Below are 17994 nucleotides of genomic sequence, written 5' to 3' on the forward strand. Positions count from 1 at the left end.
GCCCCCGCGTCCCAGCATGGCGCGAAACGCGGGGGTGGCGATGGACGATGACGGCGGCGTGCAGAAGGTCCGCAACGAGCTGGTCCTGTCCTTTCTGGCGGTGCGCCGCGCCATCGGCGCCCTGGGGTTCTTTCTGCCGCTGGCGCTGATCGCCTATGCGGTGCTGTGGCCCGAGCCACTGCGGACCAGCATCTCGGCCTATTACTATTCGCCGATGCGCGAGGTCTTCGTCGGCACGCTGATCGCGCAGGCCGTGTTCCTGTGGAGCTATGAGGGGTTCCGCCCCGATGCGGGCGAATGGATCACCGACAAGGCCATGGCGCGGCTGGCGGCGGTCTCCATCGCGCTGGTGGCCCTGGTGCCCACCGACGGGCCGGACGGGCCCTGCACCGCGCTGGAATGCATCGCGGGTCCGAGCCTGTCGGCGCTGATCCATGTCGTCGCGGCGGGACTGTTCTTTGCCGCGCTGGCGGTGTTCTGCCTGGTGCTGTTCGTCAGGGGTACCGTGGACGGCCCGGAAAAGGCCGCGTCGAACCGCATCTATCGCATCTGCGGCTGGACGATCATCGTCAGCATCGGCCTGATCGGGCTTTTGTTCGCGACGGGCCTGGACGATACGCTGGCGCGCCTGCGCCCGGTCTTCTGGCTGGAGACGGCGGCCACCTTCGCCTTTGCGACCAGTTGGGCAGTCAAGGGCGACAGCCTGCGCCCGCTGACCCGCGCCGTCATCGCCGCATCGCGGTGATCCAGCGGCAGAAATGCGGGATCGCGCGCGGATGGGCCAGATAGTCGGCCACCGGCATCATGCACCACCCCTGACCTTCGTCCCCGAACCGGATCGCGGCGATCTGGGCCGCGCTGATCTGCCCCGCAAACAGCCAGGACATCAGTCCGGTCGCGGAATGCGACGGAAACGCCCGACCGGTCAGCGCCTGCGGGGACAGGTGCAGCCCGAACTCCTCGTCCAGCTCGCGCAGGGCGCATTGGACGGGCGTCTCCTGTCCTTCGCGGCCGCCGCCGGGCAGGTCCCAATGCGCCGGAAAGGGAATGTCGGGGCGATCGTCGCGCAGGCAGGTCAGCAGCCGGTCGCCATGGGTCAGCAGCAGCTTGGCACCGTTGAAGGCCGCGGCGGTCATTCCGCGGCGACGCGCCCGCCCGACTGATCCTGGCCCAGGCCGGACAGGCGGCCGATCACCCGGGCGATTCGCGCCGCGAAGTCGTCGAAGTCGGGGCGGGGGGTGATCGTCGCCTCGTCCATGTAGAGCGAGCGGTCGATCTCCAGCTGCACGACATGGACGTTCTGGGCGGGGCGGCCATAGGCCGAGCAGATGTAGGCCCCCGAGAAGGGAGCATTGCGGCGCAGGGTCCAGCCCTCGGCCTCGACCGCGGCGCTGACCGCGTCCGAGATGCGCGCCGCCGCCGACAGGCCGTGACGGTTGCCCAGCACCATGTCGGGCCGCGTCCCCTGCAGATGCGACAGCGCATCATGGGGCATGGAGTGCATGTCGATCAGGATTGCCTGCCCGAATCGGGCGCGGGCCTGCGCGATCAGCCCGGACAGCGCCGCGTGATAGGGGCGCCAGCAGGCGTCGATCCGGCGGTCGGCCTCGGCCCGGTCGATCTGGCGGTCGTGAATCACCCGGCCCTGGCTGACCACGCGGGGAATCACCCCCAGCCCGGCCAGGGTGCGCTGGTTCAGCGGGTGGCGCGGCACGCCGCGCACGACCAGGGGGTCGATCTCGTCCGCGCCGCGGTTGAGGTCCACGATGCAGCGCGGGATGCGCGCGGCCAGCGTGACCGCGCCGAAGGCCGTGGCGGGCGCGATCAGGCGATCGATGAAGGCGTCCTCGGACGATCGCAGGGTCTGGATGGGCAGGCGGGTGCCTTGCAGGAACCAGTTGGGATAGTCATGGCCCGAATGCGGGGACGCGAAGATCACCCCCGAAAGCCAGTGGCGGGGGCGTGTCACGACATAGGGCAGATCAGGCTGGGACAAGGCAGACCTCGGCATCCGGCGCGTCATCGCATATAAACCTGAAAAATTGCCCACCGATAGGCCTTGAATACCCCAGACACCTCGGTTAAAGACCTGCGGACCGAGGGGATTGCACCGGGTTTTCGCAAGGAAACGTGATGGAATCACCAAGGAACGGGCGGTTAGCTCAGCGGTAGAGCACTACGTTGACATCGTAGTGGCCACTGGTTCGATCCCAGTACCGCCCACCATTATTTCGCCGCCCCCGGCCAAAACCGGGGGCATTTCGTTTTCCAATGCGGCTGCGACGCGCCGCGACGATGGAGAAAACCGATGAAGGTTCGCAACTCGCTCCGCTCGCTCAAGAGCCGGCACCGCGACTGCCAGGTCGTGCGCCGCAAGGGCCGCATCTACGTGATCAACAAGACCAACCGCCGCTTCAAGGCCCGCCAAGGCTGATCGGTCGGGTCCTGGCCGGGTCATCCGGCAGGTCACGCGGAAACGACAGTACCACCCGCCCCTCACAGGGCGGGTTTTTTCATGCCGGGCCGCCAACCCGCATTAAGGTTTTATCAACTTTTCCGTACGATGCCGGGCCATGGCGCGTTAGTATCGGGGCATCGGCATGGGGCCGGTCGCGAACGGGGTCTGGGTCGATGATCATTCTGGGCGGGATTCTGGGCGTGCTGATGGCCGGGATGATGGTCGATGTCAGCGCGCTGACCAGTCGGCATGCAGAGGATGACGACGACGACACCCCCGTCCCCGATGAGGAGGAGGGCGAGAGCCTGCCCCCCACCATGCCCGAACCCCAGCCGGAGCCCGAGCCCGAACCGGAGCCCGAGGTGCCGGCCGCGCCGGACGAATCGGTGATCGACGGATCGGACGGGTTGGATTTCCTGATGGGGACGCCCGGCGACGATCTGATTCGCGGTCAGGGCGGCGCGGACGACCTGCGGGGCGGCCTGGGCGCCGACACGATCGAGGCGGGGGCCGGTGATGACTGGGTTCAGGGCGACGCGGTCTATGGGCCTGGCGGCGACGACCTGATCTATGGTGGCGAGGGCGACGACCTGCTGGCCGGTCAGGGCGGCAATGACATGCTGTTCGGAGAGGATGGCGACGACACCCTGATGGGCGGCGAGGGCGATGATTCGCTGTTCGGAGGCGAGGGCGACGACGTCGTGGCCGGGCATGAGGGTAACGACCTGCTGGTCTCGACCGGCGGCACGGATGATCTGGACGGAGGCGCTGGCGACGACGTGCTGATCGGCCATGACGGCCCCGAAACCGTCTGGATGAACGGCGGGGACGGCAACGACACGCTGATGCCCGGCGCGCATGACTTTGCGTCGGGCAACGCGGGCGACGACACCTTCTTGCTGCGCCAGGTCCAGGAGGGCTTTCCGACGCTGGCCGATTTCCACGGCGATCATGACCAGCTGGTCCTGCACCTGGATGCGCAGGTCGCGCGCGACGTGCAGCTGTCGCTGCGCGAGGACGCGGATGGCAGCACGCTGCTGGAGGTGAACGGCCAGGCCGTGGGGCGCCTGCTGAACCCCGAGGCCCTGCGCCTGGGCGACATTCGCATCGTGGCCATCGGCGGCTGAACGGACTTTCCTTTTCGCCCCTGATGGGCTAGACGCGCGCATCCGCCGGACATCCGGTCCGTGCGGTGTTTCATGGACCTTGCTGGACGACATCCCGGCCTGTGCCCTCACCCTTCATCCGAAAGGAGATCCCGATGTCGATCACCGTCGAAGAAAAAGCCCGCGTCATCGCAGAGTTCGGCACCAAGGAAGGCGACACCGGTTCGCCGGAAGTGCAGATCGCGATCCTGTCCTCGCGCATCGCCACCCTGACCGAGCATTTCAAGTCGCACAAGAAAGACAACCACTCGCGTCGTGGTCTGCTGATGATGGTCGCACAGCGCCGCAAGCTGCTGGACTATCTGAAGAAGAAGGAAGAGGCGCGTTACACCGCCCTGATCGGCAAGCTGGGCCTGCGTCGCTAAGACCGGCACCACGCATTTCCCTCGCGCCCGCGACCCTGTCGCGGGCGTTTTGCATTGCGGGCGGCGGCTGTCCTTAAGGGCAGGTCGCTTGGCGATCCCCGAACGGCCCGGTGGTGCCACCTGGGCAGCCACGCGGAAAGAATCAAAGTCAAATCAATATGCTGTCGAAAACAGCCTGCATGCCCGGCAATCGCGGGGCTTTGCCGCGTCCCGGCAATCGCTAAAACTTTCAGGACCGTCTTCTGGATCGTGTGGTGACTGAAACGTTAACAGCCCGCCATCATCGTAGGAGAGTTGACATGTTGATCAGTGGTCTGACCAGTGGCTGGCGTACGAACACCGCCCCGGCACCCAGCAGCCCCCCGCCGCAGCAACCGCAGGAAACTGCCCCGGCGCAGCAGACCCAGCCCGTCCCGGCCGAGGAGCAGCCCGTGGCGGTGCAACCGGAACCAGCGCCGGACGCCGAGGCCGGCTATGATCCCGACGCGATGGCACGCGCCGCCGATGGCAGCCAGGCGGCCCGGACGGAGCCTGCCCCCGATGCGACGCCCGCGGCAGCCCCCGCCGCCCCGCGCCCCGCGCCGCTGGGCGAGGCCGCGCCTGTCGCGGATGCCGTACCCGCTGCCGTCAAATCCGACGAGCCGCGTCTGGGTGAGGAGGCGCAGGCGCGCAGCTTTGCCGAAAGCCAGCTGCAGCGCGACCGTCTGCTGAACCTTGCCAGGACGGGCTATGCCGAACTGCGCGACCTGTTCCGCGCGCCAGAGGCCGCGGCCCCGATTTCGGCCACCGCCGCCCCGGTGGCCGATCGCCGCGTTCCGGTCGCCGCCTGACGCGACCGCCCGGTCGGCGGGCCGGAAACGGGCGGCCGCACCGTGGTCCGGCCGCCTTTGACGCATCCGTCGCCGCCCTTCCCAAATCCGGCGTTTTCCTGTATGGCCCCTGTCATCTGTGACGTGAGGTCCTGCCCCGGGGCACATGCAAAGGATAGGGGCGGCGGCAATGGGGCCGCGATACATGACATGGGTGGCCGGAGGGCCGGAGCACCCTTTGAGGAAATCAGATGTTTGATGAAGTGAAGAAATCGATCCAGTGGGGCCAGGAAACCCTGACGCTGGAAACGGGCAAGGTTGCCCGTCAGGCCGACGGCAGCGTCATCGCCACTTTGGGCGAGACCAGCGTCATGGCCAACGTCACCTTCGCGAAGGCGCCGAAGCCCGGACAGGACTTCTTTCCGCTGACGGTGCATTACCAGGAAAAATACTATGCCGCCGGCAAGGTCCCGGGCGGCTTCTTCAAGCGCGAGGCGCGTCCGTCCGAAAAGGAGACGCTGACCGCGCGCCTGATCGACCGTCCGATCCGCCCGCTGTTCGCCCCCGGCTTCAAGCATGAAGTGCTGGTGATGTGCACCGTGCTGAGCCACGACCTGGTCAACGATCCCGACATCGTCGCGATGATCGCGGCCAGCGCCGCGCTGACCATCTCGGGCGTGCCCTTCATGGGCCCGATCGCGGGCGCCCGCGTCGGCTTCTCGAACGGCGAATACGTGCTGAACCCCGAGGTTCAGGACATGGACGGCCTGCGCAACAACCCCGAACAGCGCCTGGACCTGGTCATCGCCGGCACCGCCGACGCCGTGATGATGGTCGAATCCGAGGCCTATGAGCTGACCGAGCAGGAGATGCTGGGCGCGGTCAAGTTCGGCCATGACGCGATCAAGCCGGTGATCGACCTGATCATCGACCTGGCCGAGGATGCCGCCAAGGAGCCGTTCGACTTCCAGTCGCCCGACTACAGCGCGCTCTACAACCGCGTGAAGACGCTGGGCGAGGCCGACATGCGCGCGGCTTACGCGATCCGCGACAAGTCCGAGCGTCAGGACGCCATCGCCGCCGCCAAGACCAAGGTCAAGGACGCCCTGACCGAGGAAGAGCTGGCCGATGCCAACCTGGGTTCGGCGCTGAAGAAGCTGGAATCGGGCATCCTGCGCGGCGACATCATCAGCGGCGGCGCCCGCATCGACGGCCGGGACACCAAGACCGTTCGTCCGATCGTCAGCCAGGTCGGCATCCTGCCGCGCACCCACGGTTCGTCGCTGTTCACGCGGGGCGAGACGCAGGCGCTGGTCGTGACGACCCTGGGCACCGGCGATGACGAACAGATCATCGACGCGCTGCATGGCAACTCGCGCTCGAACTTCCTGCTGCACTACAACTTCCCGCCGTATTCGGTCGGCGAAGTGGGTCGCGTGGGCAGCCCCGGCCGTCGCGAAATCGGCCACGGCAAGCTGGCATGGCGCGCGCTGCAGGCGGTTCTGCCCGCGGCGACGGACTTCCCCTACACCATCCGCGTCGTGTCCGAGATCACCGAATCGAACGGATCGTCGTCGATGGCGTCGGTCTGCGGCGGTTCGCTGTCGATGATGGATGCGGGCGTGCCGCTCAAGGCGCCGGTCGCGGGCGTGGCGATGGGCCTGATCCTGGAAGAGGACGGCCGCTTTGCCGTGCTGACCGACATCCTGGGTGACGAAGACCACCTAGGCGACATGGACTTCAAGGTGGCGGGGACCGAGAACGGGATCACGTCGCTGCAGATGGACATCAAGGTCGCGGGCATCACGCCCGAGATCATGGAGCAGGCCCTGGCCCAGGCCAAGGACGGTCGTCTGCACATCCTGTCGGAAATGGCCAACGCCCTGACCGCAGGCCGGACCGAGTTCAGCGCCCATGCGCCGCGCATCGAGACGATGCAGATCCCGACCGACAAGATCCGCGAAGTGATCGGTTCTGGCGGCAAGGTCATCCGCGAGATCGTCGAGGTTTCGGGTGCCAAGGTCGACATCAACGACGACGGCATCATCAAGATCGCGTCGGCCAACGCCGATTCGATCAAGAAGGCCTATGACATGATCTATTCGATCGTGGCCGAGCCGGAAGAGGGCAAGGTCTATACCGGCAAGGTCGTCAAGCTGGTCGACTTCGGCGCCTTCGTGAACTTCTTCGGCAAGCGCGACGGGCTGGTCCATGTCAGCCAGATCGCCAACCGCCGCCTGGGTCATCCGAACGAGATCCTGAAGGAGGGCCAGGAGGTCAAGGTCAAGCTGCTGGGCTTCGACGATCGCGGCAAGGTTCGTCTGGGCATGAAGATGGTCGACCAGGAGACCGGCGCCGAGATAGAGGAAAAGCAGGACCAGTCGGCCGAAGGCTGATATCCGCACCGAAAGACAGAAGGGGGCAGGGCATCTGCCCCCTTTCGACGTTCCGCACGCCGTGGCGTGCACGCTGCACAAGGCCAGTGTCGTGACCGAAAAACCCTTCATGCCGCCCGAGAAGACGCTTTCCGAAAAGCTGGTCCGAGAGACGCGGCGCGTCGGTCGTCAGATCGCGGCCTTGGTGCTGCCGTCCTGGGGCCACGTCGCGCGGGCGGCGCACGATCTGCGGCGCCACAAGACGGTTCACGTGACAGAAGGCGCCCAGCCCCTGATGGACGAGGTCGCGGTCCTTCTGATCTATCAGCCGCGCGGGTTGCTGGATTCGACGCTGTGGCAGCTGCGCTGGATGGCGTCGCAGGGCGTGTCAGTGGTCGTGGTGACCAATGCACCGCTGGCGGCGGATGACCGCGCGCGTCTGGCAGAGCTGTCCCATCTTGTCGTCGAACGGCCCAACCTGGGCTATGATTTCGGCGGATACCGCGAGGGCGTGCTGCAGGTTCTTGACCGCGGCATTCGCCCCAAGGCGCTGTACATCATGAACGACAGCATGTGGTTCCCCCTGTCCGAGGATTCCGACGTGCTGAAGCGCAGCCGTGCCGCGCCCGAGGATCTGTGGGGCCTGTTCATCGACCTGGACCAGCAGCATCGAGAGACGGGCGACATGAACGCCCAGCATGTGCAGTCATATTTCTTCCGCTTTTCGGGCCGGATGGTGCGCGACCCGGATTTCGACCGCTATTGGCGCAAGATGTCGTTGGTCAACGAGAAGCGCATCGTGATCCAGCTGCGCGAACTGGGTCTGACCCGCCATTTCCGCAAGCTGGGCTACTCCGTCGGCGGATTGCACAGCTGGCGCGAGGTGGTGCAATTCCTGCTGACGCTGGATGACGAACAGATGATGCGCGACATCCTGCACCACCAGGCGCAGGTGAACCGCAAGGATTCGCGCCTGCTGGATCCGTTGCTGGCGGACCCGACGCTCAGCGCGCTGCAGATCCGCGACATGCTGCGCGAGCGTATCGACAACACCGAACTGCTGGTCTTTTCGACCGCGCTGCATCCGGCGGTCATGACCTCGCTCGGGTTTCCGTTCCTCAAGAAGCAGCGCGTCGAGATGATGGTCGGCAAGCGTGCCAAGATGATCGAGCTAGGCCTGCACGCCGCCTATCCCGAACCGATCCGGCGCGAAGTCGAAATGTGGGACAAGCGATGACCGAACCCCTGCTGATCCTGACGATGAAATGGGGCACGCTCTACAGCAGTGCCGATGTGAACCGGCTTGCGGCACAGGTCCGGCGGCATCTGGACCGGCCGCACCGGTTCATCTGCTTCACGGAGGATGCGGCGGGCCTCGATCCGCAGGTCGAGGCGTTGCCGCTGCCCGAGCTGGGGCTGCCCCAGGGCCATTCGGACACCCGCTGGCGCAAGCTGGCCCTGTTCCGGCGCGACCTGGGCGGCGCCGATGCCGCCCTGTCGGGGACTGCGCTGTTCTTGGACATCGACCTGGTGGTGGTGGATGACCTGGGCCCGTTCTTCGATCTGCCGGGCGACTTCTTCATCATCCGTGACGACGACCTGTTCCGGGCAAAACCCCTGCGCAAGGTGAATCCGAACCGCGACCGGTTCCTGCACAGCGTCGGCAATTCCAGCGTGTTCCGCTATCGGGTGGGCGATCATGGCTATGTGCTGGACGCCTATCTGGCCGATCCGGCGGCCGCGACCCGGGACTATGAGATCAGCCAGCAGTTCCAGTCGGCGCAGCTGGCCGCGCATGGGGACCTGCATTACTGGCCCAAGGGCTGGTGCGTCAGCTTCAAGAACGACTGCGTGCCGCGCAATCTGGCCAGCTATCTGCGCAATCCGTCGCTGCCCCAGGGGGCAAGGATCGTGCTGTTCGCCGGCGCGCCCAAGATGGAGGACGTCTTTGCCGGGCGCGGGCACAAGTGGTATCGCCGCATCGGCGACATCGGCTGGCTGCGCCGCGCATGGGAAAACCCGTGATCCGCGACGCGTTCCGCCGGTTCAAGCACCGCCGCAGGCTGGCCCGCGCGCTGGCGGAAACCGGCAGCCGCCCGGACCGTCCCGGCAGGCCGCACGGCCTGCCTGCGCCGCTGATCGTGTCGCTAACCAGCCACCGAGCGCGGTTCGCGACGCTGGCACCGACGCTGCGCGCGCTGCTGCGCCAGACGGTGCAGCCCGATCGCGTGATCCTGTGGCTGGACGAGGGCGATCAGCAGCACCTGCCCCCCGAGGTCCGGGGGATGTCTCGGTTGGAGATCCGCATCTGCCCGCTGTGGCGGTCCTACAAGAAGATCGTGCCGACCCTGCTGGAGCACCCCGACGCCTATGTCGCCACGGCGGATGACGACCTGTACTATCCTGCCGACTGGCTGGAGCGTCTGGTCGAAGCCGCGCATCGGGGCGCGGGCGTCGCCTGCCTGCGGGCGCATGGCGTGGTGATGGAAGGCAGCCGTCCCGCCCCTTACGAGGGCTGGTATCACAATCTGCGGACGCCGCAGACCGGGCCGCTGGTCTTTCCAACCGGCGTGTCGGGGGTGATCTATGCGCCCGGCGTGTTCCATGCCGACGTGACGCGCGACGACCTGTTCATGCGACTGTCACCGGGTGCGGACGACATCTGGCTGTACTGGATGCATCGCATGGCCGGATCTCAGCCCGTCAAGATCGGCGAACGTGCCCGCATCTTTGAATGGGAAGGCAGCCAGGCGGTCAGCCTGCGTTCGGTGAACCGGCCCGCCACAGGGCAGGGCGGCAATGACCGTGCCATCGCCGCCCTGCTGGATCATTACGGTTGGCCGTGATCAGGCCGGGTCCTTGGCATAGCGCAGATAGGGCAGCTTGATGTCCAGGGGGCCGTATTTCGCCTCGGCCGCGGCATCGTCCAGGGACAGGGCCACGATCACGTCCTGGCCCGGCACCCAGTTGGCGGGCGTGGCGATCGGCACGCCGTCGGTCTTGCGCACCGCGTCCAGCGCGCGCAGGATCTCGGCAAAGTTGCGGCCCACGGACATGGGATAGGTCATGGTCAGGCGGACCTTCTTGTCCGGCCCGATGATGAAGACGGTGCGCACGGTGGCGGAATGGGCGGGCGTGCGACCTTCGGTCGGCAGGTAGTATTCGGCCGGCAGCATGTCATAGGCCTTGGCGACGCTTAGGTCGCTGTCGTCGATGATGGCGAAGTTCGCAGGAACGCCCGCGACCTTGCCGATATCGGCCTTCCATTTCTGGTGGTCATCCACGCTGTCCACGGACACGCCCAGCACCTTGGTGTTGCGCTTTTCGAATTCGGGAGCCAGTTGCGCCACGGCGCCGAATTCGGTGGTGCAGACCGGGGTGAAGTCGCGCGGATGGCTGAAGACGATGGCATAGCTGTCGCCGATCCAGTCGTGGAAGCGGATCTGCCCTTCGGTCGAATTGGCGGTGAAGTCGGGGGCCGTGTCATTGATGCGCAGGGACATGGGCGCTCCTTTTCCGGTTGGTTGCGTCGCCCCATAGATAAGCGCCGCGGCGCGGAATGCCAGTGGGGGCGCCATGCGGCCGGGGTTGCGGCGCGGCCTGCGGGGTGACAGGCTTTGCCCGAATGCCAGTCAGGAGGACCAGATGCTGGACCAGCGGAAATTCTATATCGACGGAGCCTGGGTGGACCCCGTGCAGGCACGCGACCTGGAGGTGATCGACCCGTCGACCGAGGATGCGGTCGCGGTCATCTCGATCGGCGATCAGGCGGATACCGATGCCGCGGTGGCCGCGGCCAAGCGTGCCTTTCCGGCCTGGGCCGCGACGCCGCCCGCCGAACGCCTGGCCGTGGTCGAGCGCATCCTGGCGATCTATGAGCGGCGCATGCCCGACATCGCCCGTGCGATCAGCATGGAGATGGGCGCGCCCGAGGACATGTCCTTGGCCGACCAGGCCGAGGCCGGGGCATGGCATACCCGTAATTTCATCACCGCCTTCAAGGAGTTCCAGTTCGTGCGGCCCTTGGGGGCGCATGCGCCGACCAGCATGGTCGCGTGGGAGCCGGTGGGCGTGGTGGGCCTGATCACGCCCTGGAACTGGCCGATGAACCAGGTGACGCTGAAGGTCATCCCGGCGCTGCTGGCGGGGGATACCTGCGTGCTCAAGCCCTCCGAGATCGCGCCTTTGTCGTCGATGGTCTTTGCCGAGGTGCTGGACGAGGCTGGCGTGCCCGCGGGCGTCTTCAACCTGGTGAACGGCGACGGGGCGGGGGTCGGCAGCCAGCTGTCGGTGCATCCGGATGTCGAGATGATCAGCTTCACCGGTTCTACGCGCGCCGGGATAGCGATCAGCAAGGCCGCGGCCGACAGCCTGAAGAAGGTCGTTCTGGAGCTGGGTGGCAAGGGCGCCAACATCGTCTTTGCCGATGCCGACGACAAGGCCGTGGTGCGGGGGGCGCGGCACTGCTTCTACAACAGCGGGCAGTCCTGCAACGCCCCGACGCGGATGCTGGTCGAACGCTCGGTCTATGATCGCGCGGTCGAGGTCGCGGCCAAGGTGGCCGAGGAGACCGCCGTGGCGACGGCCCATCAGCCGGGCAAGCATATCGGCCCGGTGGTCAGCCGCCAGCAATGGGACAAGATCCAGGGCCTGATCCAAGCGGGCATCGACGAGGGCGCGCGCTTGGTCGCGGGCGGGCCGGGCCTGCCCGAGGGGGTGAACCGCGGCTATTTCGTGCGGCCGACGGTCTTTGCGGATGTGTCGAACGACATGACAGTCGCGCAGCAGGAGATCTTTGGCCCGGTTCTGTCAATCATCCCCTTCGACAGCGAGGAGGAGGCCGTGGCCATCGCCAATGACACGCCCTACGGGCTGACGAACTATGTCCAGAGCCAGGACGGCGCACGCCGCAACCGCGTGGCGCGGCAGCTGCGGGCGGGCATGGTCGAGATGAACGGCGAATCGCGCGGGGCCGGATCGGCCTTCGGCGGGGTCAAGAAATCCGGCCGGGCGCGCGAAGGCGGCGTGATGGGGCTGGAGGAGTTCATGGACAGCAAGGCCATCAGCGGATGGGACCGCGACGCCTGACCGTCGGGCCATCTGCGTCCCGCGACGTGCCGGGGGGACTTCCCGTCCCCCCGGACCCCCCTGCGGAAATACCCCAAGGACCGGGTCAAGATGCGACAGCGGTGCAGGATTGCGCCGCTACCGCCCGGCAGGGCAAACTGCGATCCGGTGCGGAACTCAGCCGATCTCTGCTAGGAAAATGTAGCCCGCGCCATAGATCGTCTTGATCAGCCGCGGGTTCTTGGGATCCTCGCCCAGCTTGGTCCGCAGGCGCGAGATGCGCACGTCCATCGCCCGATCAAAGCTGTCGCCGGCCGTGCCGCCCAGGGTTTCCAGCATCTGTGCGCGGGTGATCAGGCGGCGGGGATTGTCGGTGAACAGGCGCAGCACCTCTGCCTCGGCGTGGCTCAGCGGTGTCTCGATGCCGTCGGGCGCGGTCAGCAGGTAACGGTCGAAATCCGCCGTCCAGCCCGCAAAGCGCAGCGTCTGGGGGCGCTGGGTCGCGTTTTGGGACGGCCGTCGCAGGCGGGCGCGGATGCGGGCCACGACCTCGGCCGGCTCGAAGGGCTTGGTGATGTAGTCGTCCGCCCCCAGCTCCAACCCCGTCACCCGGTCTTGGACCTGCGCCCGTCCCGACACGATGATGATCACCGCCCCCGAATCCGATGCGAGCCGATGGACCAGCGCCAACCCGTCCCGGTCCGGCAGGCCCAAATCGATCAGGCAGGCATCCGGCGTGATGCGGCGCAGCGCGGCCTCGAACTCGGTCGCGCGGCCGAAGCTTTGCGTGCGAAAGCCTGCCTGTTCCAGCGCGGCGGACAGGATGCGGCGGATCTGCGGCTCGTCGTCCAGGATCGCGATCAGGGGGGCGTCGGTCATGGCATCTCCTTTGCGGGGGCTGCCAGTGCGGCGGCCAAGCGCGGGGCCGTTACGGGCTTGGTCAGCACCGGCCCCGGCGCGCGGGCGCGCAGCGGATCGCCCGGTGGCAGCGAGGTCATCATCACCAGGGGCACCGTCCCCGCCAGATCCAGTCCCAGCCCGTCGCCCAGCTGGATGTCCGACAGGATCACCTCCAGCCCCGGCAGGTCGGTCAGGGCGCGGGCCTCCGCCAGGGACGCGGCCTCGATCACCGCATGGCCCAGCCCGGTCAGCTGGTCGCGGACCTGGGCGCGGATCTGGTCGTCATCCTCGACCAGCAGCACCATCCGCCGCGCCACGGGCCGCCAAGGCAGGCGCAGCATCACCTGCGCGCCGCGCGGCCCGTTCGACAGGCGCATGGTGCCCCCGACCATCTTGGTCTGGTCATAGACCATCGACAGACCCAGACCCGAGCCCTGGCCCTTCTTGGTGGTGAAGAAGGGTTCAGTCGCGCGGGACAGAGCTTCGGGGGTGAAGCCGGGTCCGGTATCGCCCACCGTCAGTTCCAGCCAGTCGCCGCTGCGCCGCGCCTTCAGCGTGATGACGCCGGGTGGGGTGATCGCCGCATTGGCGTTCAGGATCAGGTTCAGCGCCGAATCCTGCAGCGCGCCGGGGTCCAAGAGTAGCTGTCCGGGCGGCAGGGCCAGGGCCAGGTCCAGCCGCGTCCCTTCGGACAGCGACGGGCGGGCCAGCACCGCCAGATCGGACAGCAATGTCGGCAGGTCCGTCGGCTCCAGCGCGGGTTCGCGCGCGCCGGTGATCTGCGCCAGCCGGTCCAGAAGCGAGGCCCCGCGCCGGGCGGCCGCCAGTGTCGCCTGGACATCCTCGGCCGCGTCCGGTGGCAGGTCGCGCGCGGCCAGTCGGGCCTGCAGGCCCAGGATGATCGTCAGCAGGTTGCCGAAATCATGCGCCATGCCGCTGGTCAGCTGGGCGGCCAGGTTGCGCCGCGCGGCATGGGCCAGCGCCTCTCGCGACTGGACCTCGGCGCTGACATCGGTGGAGAGGATATAGACCCCCTGACCATCGCGGTCCGGCGTCAGCGCGATGCGGATGCGTCGGCCCGAGGTGGGGTGGGTGATCTCGAACACCTGGGGATCGCCCGCCAGCGCGCGCTCCATGAACGGGTGCAGGGTTCGCGCGGTGGCCGCCCCCAGGGCCTGTTCCAGCGTCAGCCCGACGATGTCGCCCTCGGCCCCCGGAAAGATCACCGGCAGCCGCCGGTTGGAGAAGGTATAGCGGAACTGCGCGTCCATATGCGCGATATGGGCCGGGACCATCTCGGTCACCTGGCGGGTGCGGGCCTCGGTCCGGGTCAGGATGCGCTGCGCTTCGGACAGGGCGGCGTTCGTCGCGGCCAACTTGCGGTTCGCCGCCGCCAGCCGTTCGGCATTCAGCAGCACCTGTTCGGACAGCGCGTCCGACCGCGCCCGAAGCAGCGCTTCCTGGCGCTTGATGTCGGTGATGTCGGTATAGACGGTGACCCAGCCCCCTTGCGACAGCGGCGCACCCTCGACCGCGACCCACCGGCCGTCGGCGCGTTCGCGTTCGAAGTAGTGGGGCTGGAACGTGCGGGCCTGGGCCACGCGCAGGGCGACGGCCTGTTCGGGGTCCTCGGTCGGGCCGTATTCGCCGCGCCGGGCCAGAAAGCGGATCGTGTCCTCGAAATGGCTGCCCGGCAGGGTCAGGTCGTCGGGCAGGTCGAACATCGTCTGGTACTGCCGGTTGGCCACCGCCAGGCGCAGGTCCGCGTCGAAGATGGACAGCGCCTGGCCGATCAGGTTCAGCCCCGACCGGGTCAGGTCGGCGCGAATCTCGGCCCGCGTGACGGGGTCGGGGTGGTGCATGGCGGTCTCCTCCGCCCGTTGGCCTAGCACCGGTGCAGGGCGTGCGAAAGCGTCGTAACATTTCGTAGGAATCGCGTAAAACTGGCGCAAGGTTTGGCGCCAATGGTATGTGTGTCGCGGGGCACGGGGAGGTGCCGCGCGACAGGGCGTCCGCGCCTTGAGGGAGGATACATGACCGTTCAGCACACGCCCCCGGGCGATCTGCAATCCGTGCCCGCGCTGCTGGCGCGCAACGTCGCCCGCTTTGGCGACCGCCCCGCCTATCGCGAGAAGGAATACGGGATCTGGCAAAGCTGGACCTGGACCCAGGCCGCGGACGAGATCCGCGCCCTGGCGATGGGGCTGATGGCGCAGGGGCTGGCGCCGGGCGATCACATGGCGATCATCGGGCGCAACCGTCCGGCGCATTACTGGGGCATGATCGCGGCGCAGATGTGCGGCGCGATCCCGGTGCCCCTGTACCAGGACGCCGTGGCCGAGGAGATGGCCTATGTCCTGGATCATTGCGGCGCGCGCTTCGTGCTGTGCGGCGATCAGGAGCAGGTCGACAAGGTGCTGGAGGTCGAGCAGACCACCGGCGCGCGGGCCCGCATCATCTATACCGACGGGCGGGGCCTGAGGAAGTACGACCATGCCAACATGGCGTCGCTGGCCGACGTGCAGGCGCAGGGCCGGGCGGGGGCCGCCACCTTGGGGCCGCGGCTGGACGCGATCATCGCCGGGCTGGATTACGACAGCACCTGCGTGATGCTGTACACCAGCGGCACGACGGGCAAGCCCAAGGGCGTGGTCCTGTCCAACCGAAACATCATCGAGACCGCCCGCAACACCGCCGATTTCGACCATCTGACCGAGGTCGAGGAGATCGTGGCCTATCTGCCGATGGCCTGGGTGGGCGACTTCATCTTTTCGATGGGCCAGGCGATGTGGTCGGGCTTCACCGTGAACTGCCCCGAGGGCGCGCATACGATGATGACCGACATGCGCGAGATCGGCCCGACCTACTTCTTTGCCCCGCCCCGCGTCTTCGAAGGGCAGCTGACATCCGTGATGATCCGCATGGAAGATGCCAGCCGCCTGAAGCGCTGGCTGTTCAAGCGCGGCATGGCGGTGGCGCATCGCGCGGGCCCCGCGCTGCTGGACGGCAAGACGGTCGGCTTGGGCGACAAGCTGGCCTATGCGCTGGGCAAGATCTTCGTCTTCGGCCCGCTGAAGAACACGCTGGGCCTCAGCCGCGTGCGCGTGGGCTATACCGCCGGAGAGGCGATCGGCCCCGAGATCTTCGATTTCTACCGCAGCCTCGGCATCAACCTGAAGCAGCTTTACGGGCAGACCGAGGCAAGCGTCTTCATCACCCAGCAGCCCGACGGGCAGGTGCGCTCGGACACGGTGGGCGTTCCCAGCCCCGGGGTCGAGGTCCGCATCGGCGAGAACGGCGAGGTCTATTACCGCAGCCCCGGCACCTTCGTCGAATATTACAAGAACGCCGACAGCACCGCATCGACCAAGGATGCCGAGGGCTGGGTCGCCACGGGCGACGCGGGCTTCTTCGAGGAGGGCAGCGGCCATCTGCGCATCATCGACCGCGCCAAGGATGTGGGCCGCATGGCCAGTGGCGCGATGTTCGCCCCCAAATATGTCGAGAACAAGCTGAAGTTCTATCCCAACATCCTGGAGGCCGTGGTCATCGGCAACGGCCGCGACTTCTGCACCGCGATGATCAACATCGACCTGACCGCCGTCGGCAACTGGGCCGAACGCAACAACATCGCCTATGGCAGCTATCAGGAACTGGCCGGCCACCCGCAGGTCTATGAGACCATCCGCGGCCATGTCGAGGCGGTGAACGAATCCGTCGCGCGGGACCCGATGCTGTCGGGCTGTCAGGTCCACCGCTTTCTGGTGCTGCACAAGGAGCTGGACCCCGACGACGGAGAGATGACCCGCACCCGCAAGGTCCGCCGCGCCGTCATCACCGAGAAGTTCCACGACCTGGTCACCGCGCTCTATGACGGATCGTCCAGCGTCCATACCCGGACCGAGGTCACCTACGAGGACGGCCGCAAGGGCGCCATCAGCGCGACCCTGCGCATCGAGGATGTCCGTGTCTTCGGCGACGCCGCCCGTCAGAAGGTAGCAGCCCAATGAACGCGATGACCCAGGACGGCTACGTGACCGCCGACGGCCGCCAGATCGGCCCCGTGGTGATGGAGCTGCGAAACATCACCCTGCGGTTCGGCGGCGTGACAGCCATCAAGGACATCAGCTTCGACATCCGCCAGGGAGAGATCCGCGCGATCATCGGCCCGAACGGCGCGGGCAAGTCGTCGATGCTGAACATCATCTCGGGGTTCTACAACCCGCAGGAGGGGCAGGTCATCTTCAAGGGCCAGCCGCGCCCGGCGATGAAGCCCTATCAGGTCGCGCGCCTGGGTATCGCCCGCACCTTCCAGAACATCGCGCTGTTCGACGGCATGTCGGTTCTGGACAACATCATGACCGGGCGCCTGAACAAGATGAAGGCGGGCTTCCTGTCCCAGGCCCTGTGGTGGGGCGCGGCCGAGCGCGAGGAGAACGAGAACCGCGCCGTGGTCGAACGCATCATCGACTTCCTGGAGATCCAGAACATCCGCAAGACGCCCGTCGGCCGTTTGCCCTACGGCCTGAAGAAGCGGGTCGAGCTGGCCCGCGCGCTGGCGGCGGAACCGAACCTGCTGCTTCTGGACGAGCCGATGGCCGGCATGAACGTCGAGGAGAAGGAGGACATGTCCCGCTTCATCCTGTCGGTGAACGACGAGTTCGGCACCACGATCTGCCTGATCGAGCACGACATGGGCGTGGTCATGGACCTCAGCGACCGGGTGGTGGTGATGGATTACGGCAAGAAGATCGGCGACGGCACGCCGGCCGAGGTGCGCAGCAATCAGGCGGTGATCGACGCCTATCTGGGGGTGGCCCATGACTGATCCGATCCGTGCAGCAGTGAAAGGAC

The 17994-nt window shown here is 67.1% G+C and carries 17 protein-coding genes and 1 tRNA gene; 13 read left to right on the plus strand and 5 right to left on the minus strand.

The window, feature by feature from the left end; genetic code table 11:
- The first annotated feature begins 40 nt into the window (after positions 1-40).
- Entirely contained in the window at positions 41-745 is a 705-nt protein-coding gene (locus PRL19_RS05830) for a DUF998 domain-containing protein (RefSeq protein WP_273744194.1), read from the plus strand.
- Here the strand turns inward: PRL19_RS05830 and PRL19_RS05835 are convergent.
- A complete protein-coding gene (locus tag PRL19_RS05835; protein WP_273744195.1) occupies positions 726-1136 on the minus strand; it encodes an NUDIX hydrolase in 411 nt (136 codons plus the stop codon). The genes PRL19_RS05830 and PRL19_RS05835 overlap by 20 nt on opposite strands.
- Positions 1133-1996 (minus strand): N-formylglutamate amidohydrolase, encoded by an 864-nt coding sequence (locus tag PRL19_RS05840; protein ID WP_273744196.1) that lies wholly within the window; start codon positions 1994-1996, stop codon positions 1133-1135. The genes PRL19_RS05835 and PRL19_RS05840 overlap by 4 nt, the downstream gene beginning before the upstream one ends.
- A gap of 155 nt (positions 1997-2151) precedes the next feature.
- Between PRL19_RS05840 and PRL19_RS05845 the strand changes: the two genes are divergently transcribed.
- From PRL19_RS05845 to PRL19_RS05885, 9 genes are all read left to right on the plus strand, one after another.
- Positions 2152-2226, plus strand: a tRNA-Val gene (locus PRL19_RS05845).
- An 82-nt stretch (positions 2227-2308) separates the two neighbouring features.
- On the plus strand, positions 2309-2434 hold the full coding sequence (gene ykgO, locus PRL19_RS05850; protein ID WP_042245282.1) for a type B 50S ribosomal protein L36: 126 nt from the start codon (positions 2309-2311) through the stop codon (positions 2432-2434).
- 197 nt (positions 2435-2631) lie between these two features.
- Entirely contained in the window at positions 2632-3585 is a 954-nt protein-coding gene (locus tag PRL19_RS05855) for a calcium-binding protein (RefSeq protein ID WP_273744200.1), read from the plus strand.
- 134 nt (positions 3586-3719) lie between these two features.
- Complete coding sequence (gene rpsO / locus PRL19_RS05860) at positions 3720-3989, plus strand: 30S ribosomal protein S15 (RefSeq protein ID WP_045982834.1); 270 nt, start codon at positions 3720-3722, stop codon at positions 3987-3989.
- A gap of 299 nt (positions 3990-4288) precedes the next feature.
- Positions 4289-4819 carry a hypothetical protein gene (locus tag PRL19_RS05865; protein WP_273744201.1) on the plus strand — a complete coding sequence of 177 codons (531 nt, stop codon included), beginning with the start codon at positions 4289-4291 and terminating at the stop codon, positions 4817-4819.
- Between the two features lie 230 nt (positions 4820-5049).
- Positions 5050-7194 (plus strand): polyribonucleotide nucleotidyltransferase, encoded by a 2145-nt coding sequence (pnp, locus tag PRL19_RS05870; RefSeq protein WP_273744202.1) that lies wholly within the window; start codon positions 5050-5052, stop codon positions 7192-7194.
- Positions 7195-7285: 91 nt separating this feature from the next.
- Positions 7286-8410, plus strand: a complete 1125-nt coding sequence (locus tag PRL19_RS05875; RefSeq protein ID WP_052715258.1) for a rhamnan synthesis F family protein — start codon at positions 7286-7288, stop codon at positions 8408-8410.
- Positions 8407-9198 (plus strand): hypothetical protein, encoded by a 792-nt coding sequence (locus tag PRL19_RS05880; protein ID WP_273744203.1) that lies wholly within the window; start codon positions 8407-8409, stop codon positions 9196-9198. Before PRL19_RS05875 ends, PRL19_RS05880 begins: the two co-directional genes overlap by 4 nt.
- Entirely contained in the window at positions 9183-10019 is an 837-nt protein-coding gene (locus PRL19_RS05885) for a glycosyltransferase (protein WP_273744204.1), read from the plus strand. The genes PRL19_RS05880 and PRL19_RS05885 overlap by 16 nt, the downstream gene beginning before the upstream one ends.
- Here PRL19_RS05885 and PRL19_RS05890 read toward each other — a convergent pair whose 3' ends face one another.
- Positions 10020-10676 (minus strand): peroxiredoxin, encoded by a 657-nt coding sequence (locus PRL19_RS05890; RefSeq protein WP_273744205.1) that lies wholly within the window; start codon positions 10674-10676, stop codon positions 10020-10022. It abuts the gene before it with no gap.
- A gap of 142 nt (positions 10677-10818) precedes the next feature.
- Between PRL19_RS05890 and PRL19_RS05895 the strand changes: the two genes are divergently transcribed.
- Entirely contained in the window at positions 10819-12261 is a 1443-nt protein-coding gene (locus tag PRL19_RS05895) for an aldehyde dehydrogenase family protein (protein WP_273744206.1), read from the plus strand.
- A gap of 156 nt (positions 12262-12417) precedes the next feature.
- On the opposite strand, the gene PRL19_RS05900 is transcribed toward PRL19_RS05895, so the two are convergent.
- Complete coding sequence (locus tag PRL19_RS05900) at positions 12418-13119, minus strand: response regulator transcription factor (protein ID WP_045980995.1); 702 nt, start codon at positions 13117-13119, stop codon at positions 12418-12420.
- Positions 13116-15002, minus strand: a complete 1887-nt coding sequence (locus tag PRL19_RS05905; RefSeq protein ID WP_273744207.1) for a hybrid sensor histidine kinase/response regulator — start codon at positions 15000-15002, stop codon at positions 13116-13118. Before PRL19_RS05905 ends, PRL19_RS05900 begins: the two co-directional genes overlap by 4 nt.
- Positions 15003-15173: 171 nt before the next feature.
- On the opposite strand from PRL19_RS05905, the gene PRL19_RS05910 reads away from it, so the two are divergent.
- Both PRL19_RS05910 and PRL19_RS05915 read left to right on the plus strand, forming a co-directional pair.
- Positions 15174-17150, plus strand: a complete 1977-nt coding sequence (locus PRL19_RS05910; protein ID WP_273744208.1) for an AMP-binding protein — start codon at positions 15174-15176, stop codon at positions 17148-17150.
- Positions 17147-17968 (plus strand): ABC transporter ATP-binding protein, encoded by an 822-nt coding sequence (locus tag PRL19_RS05915; protein ID WP_217845018.1) that lies wholly within the window; start codon positions 17147-17149, stop codon positions 17966-17968. Before PRL19_RS05910 ends, PRL19_RS05915 begins: the two co-directional genes overlap by 4 nt.
- Positions 17969-17994 lie beyond the last annotated feature (26 nt).

Origin of the sequence: Paracoccus marcusii (genome assembly GCF_028621715.1) — a bacterium.
GTDB classification, from domain to species: Bacteria; Pseudomonadota; Alphaproteobacteria; order Rhodobacterales; family Rhodobacteraceae; genus Paracoccus; species Paracoccus marcusii.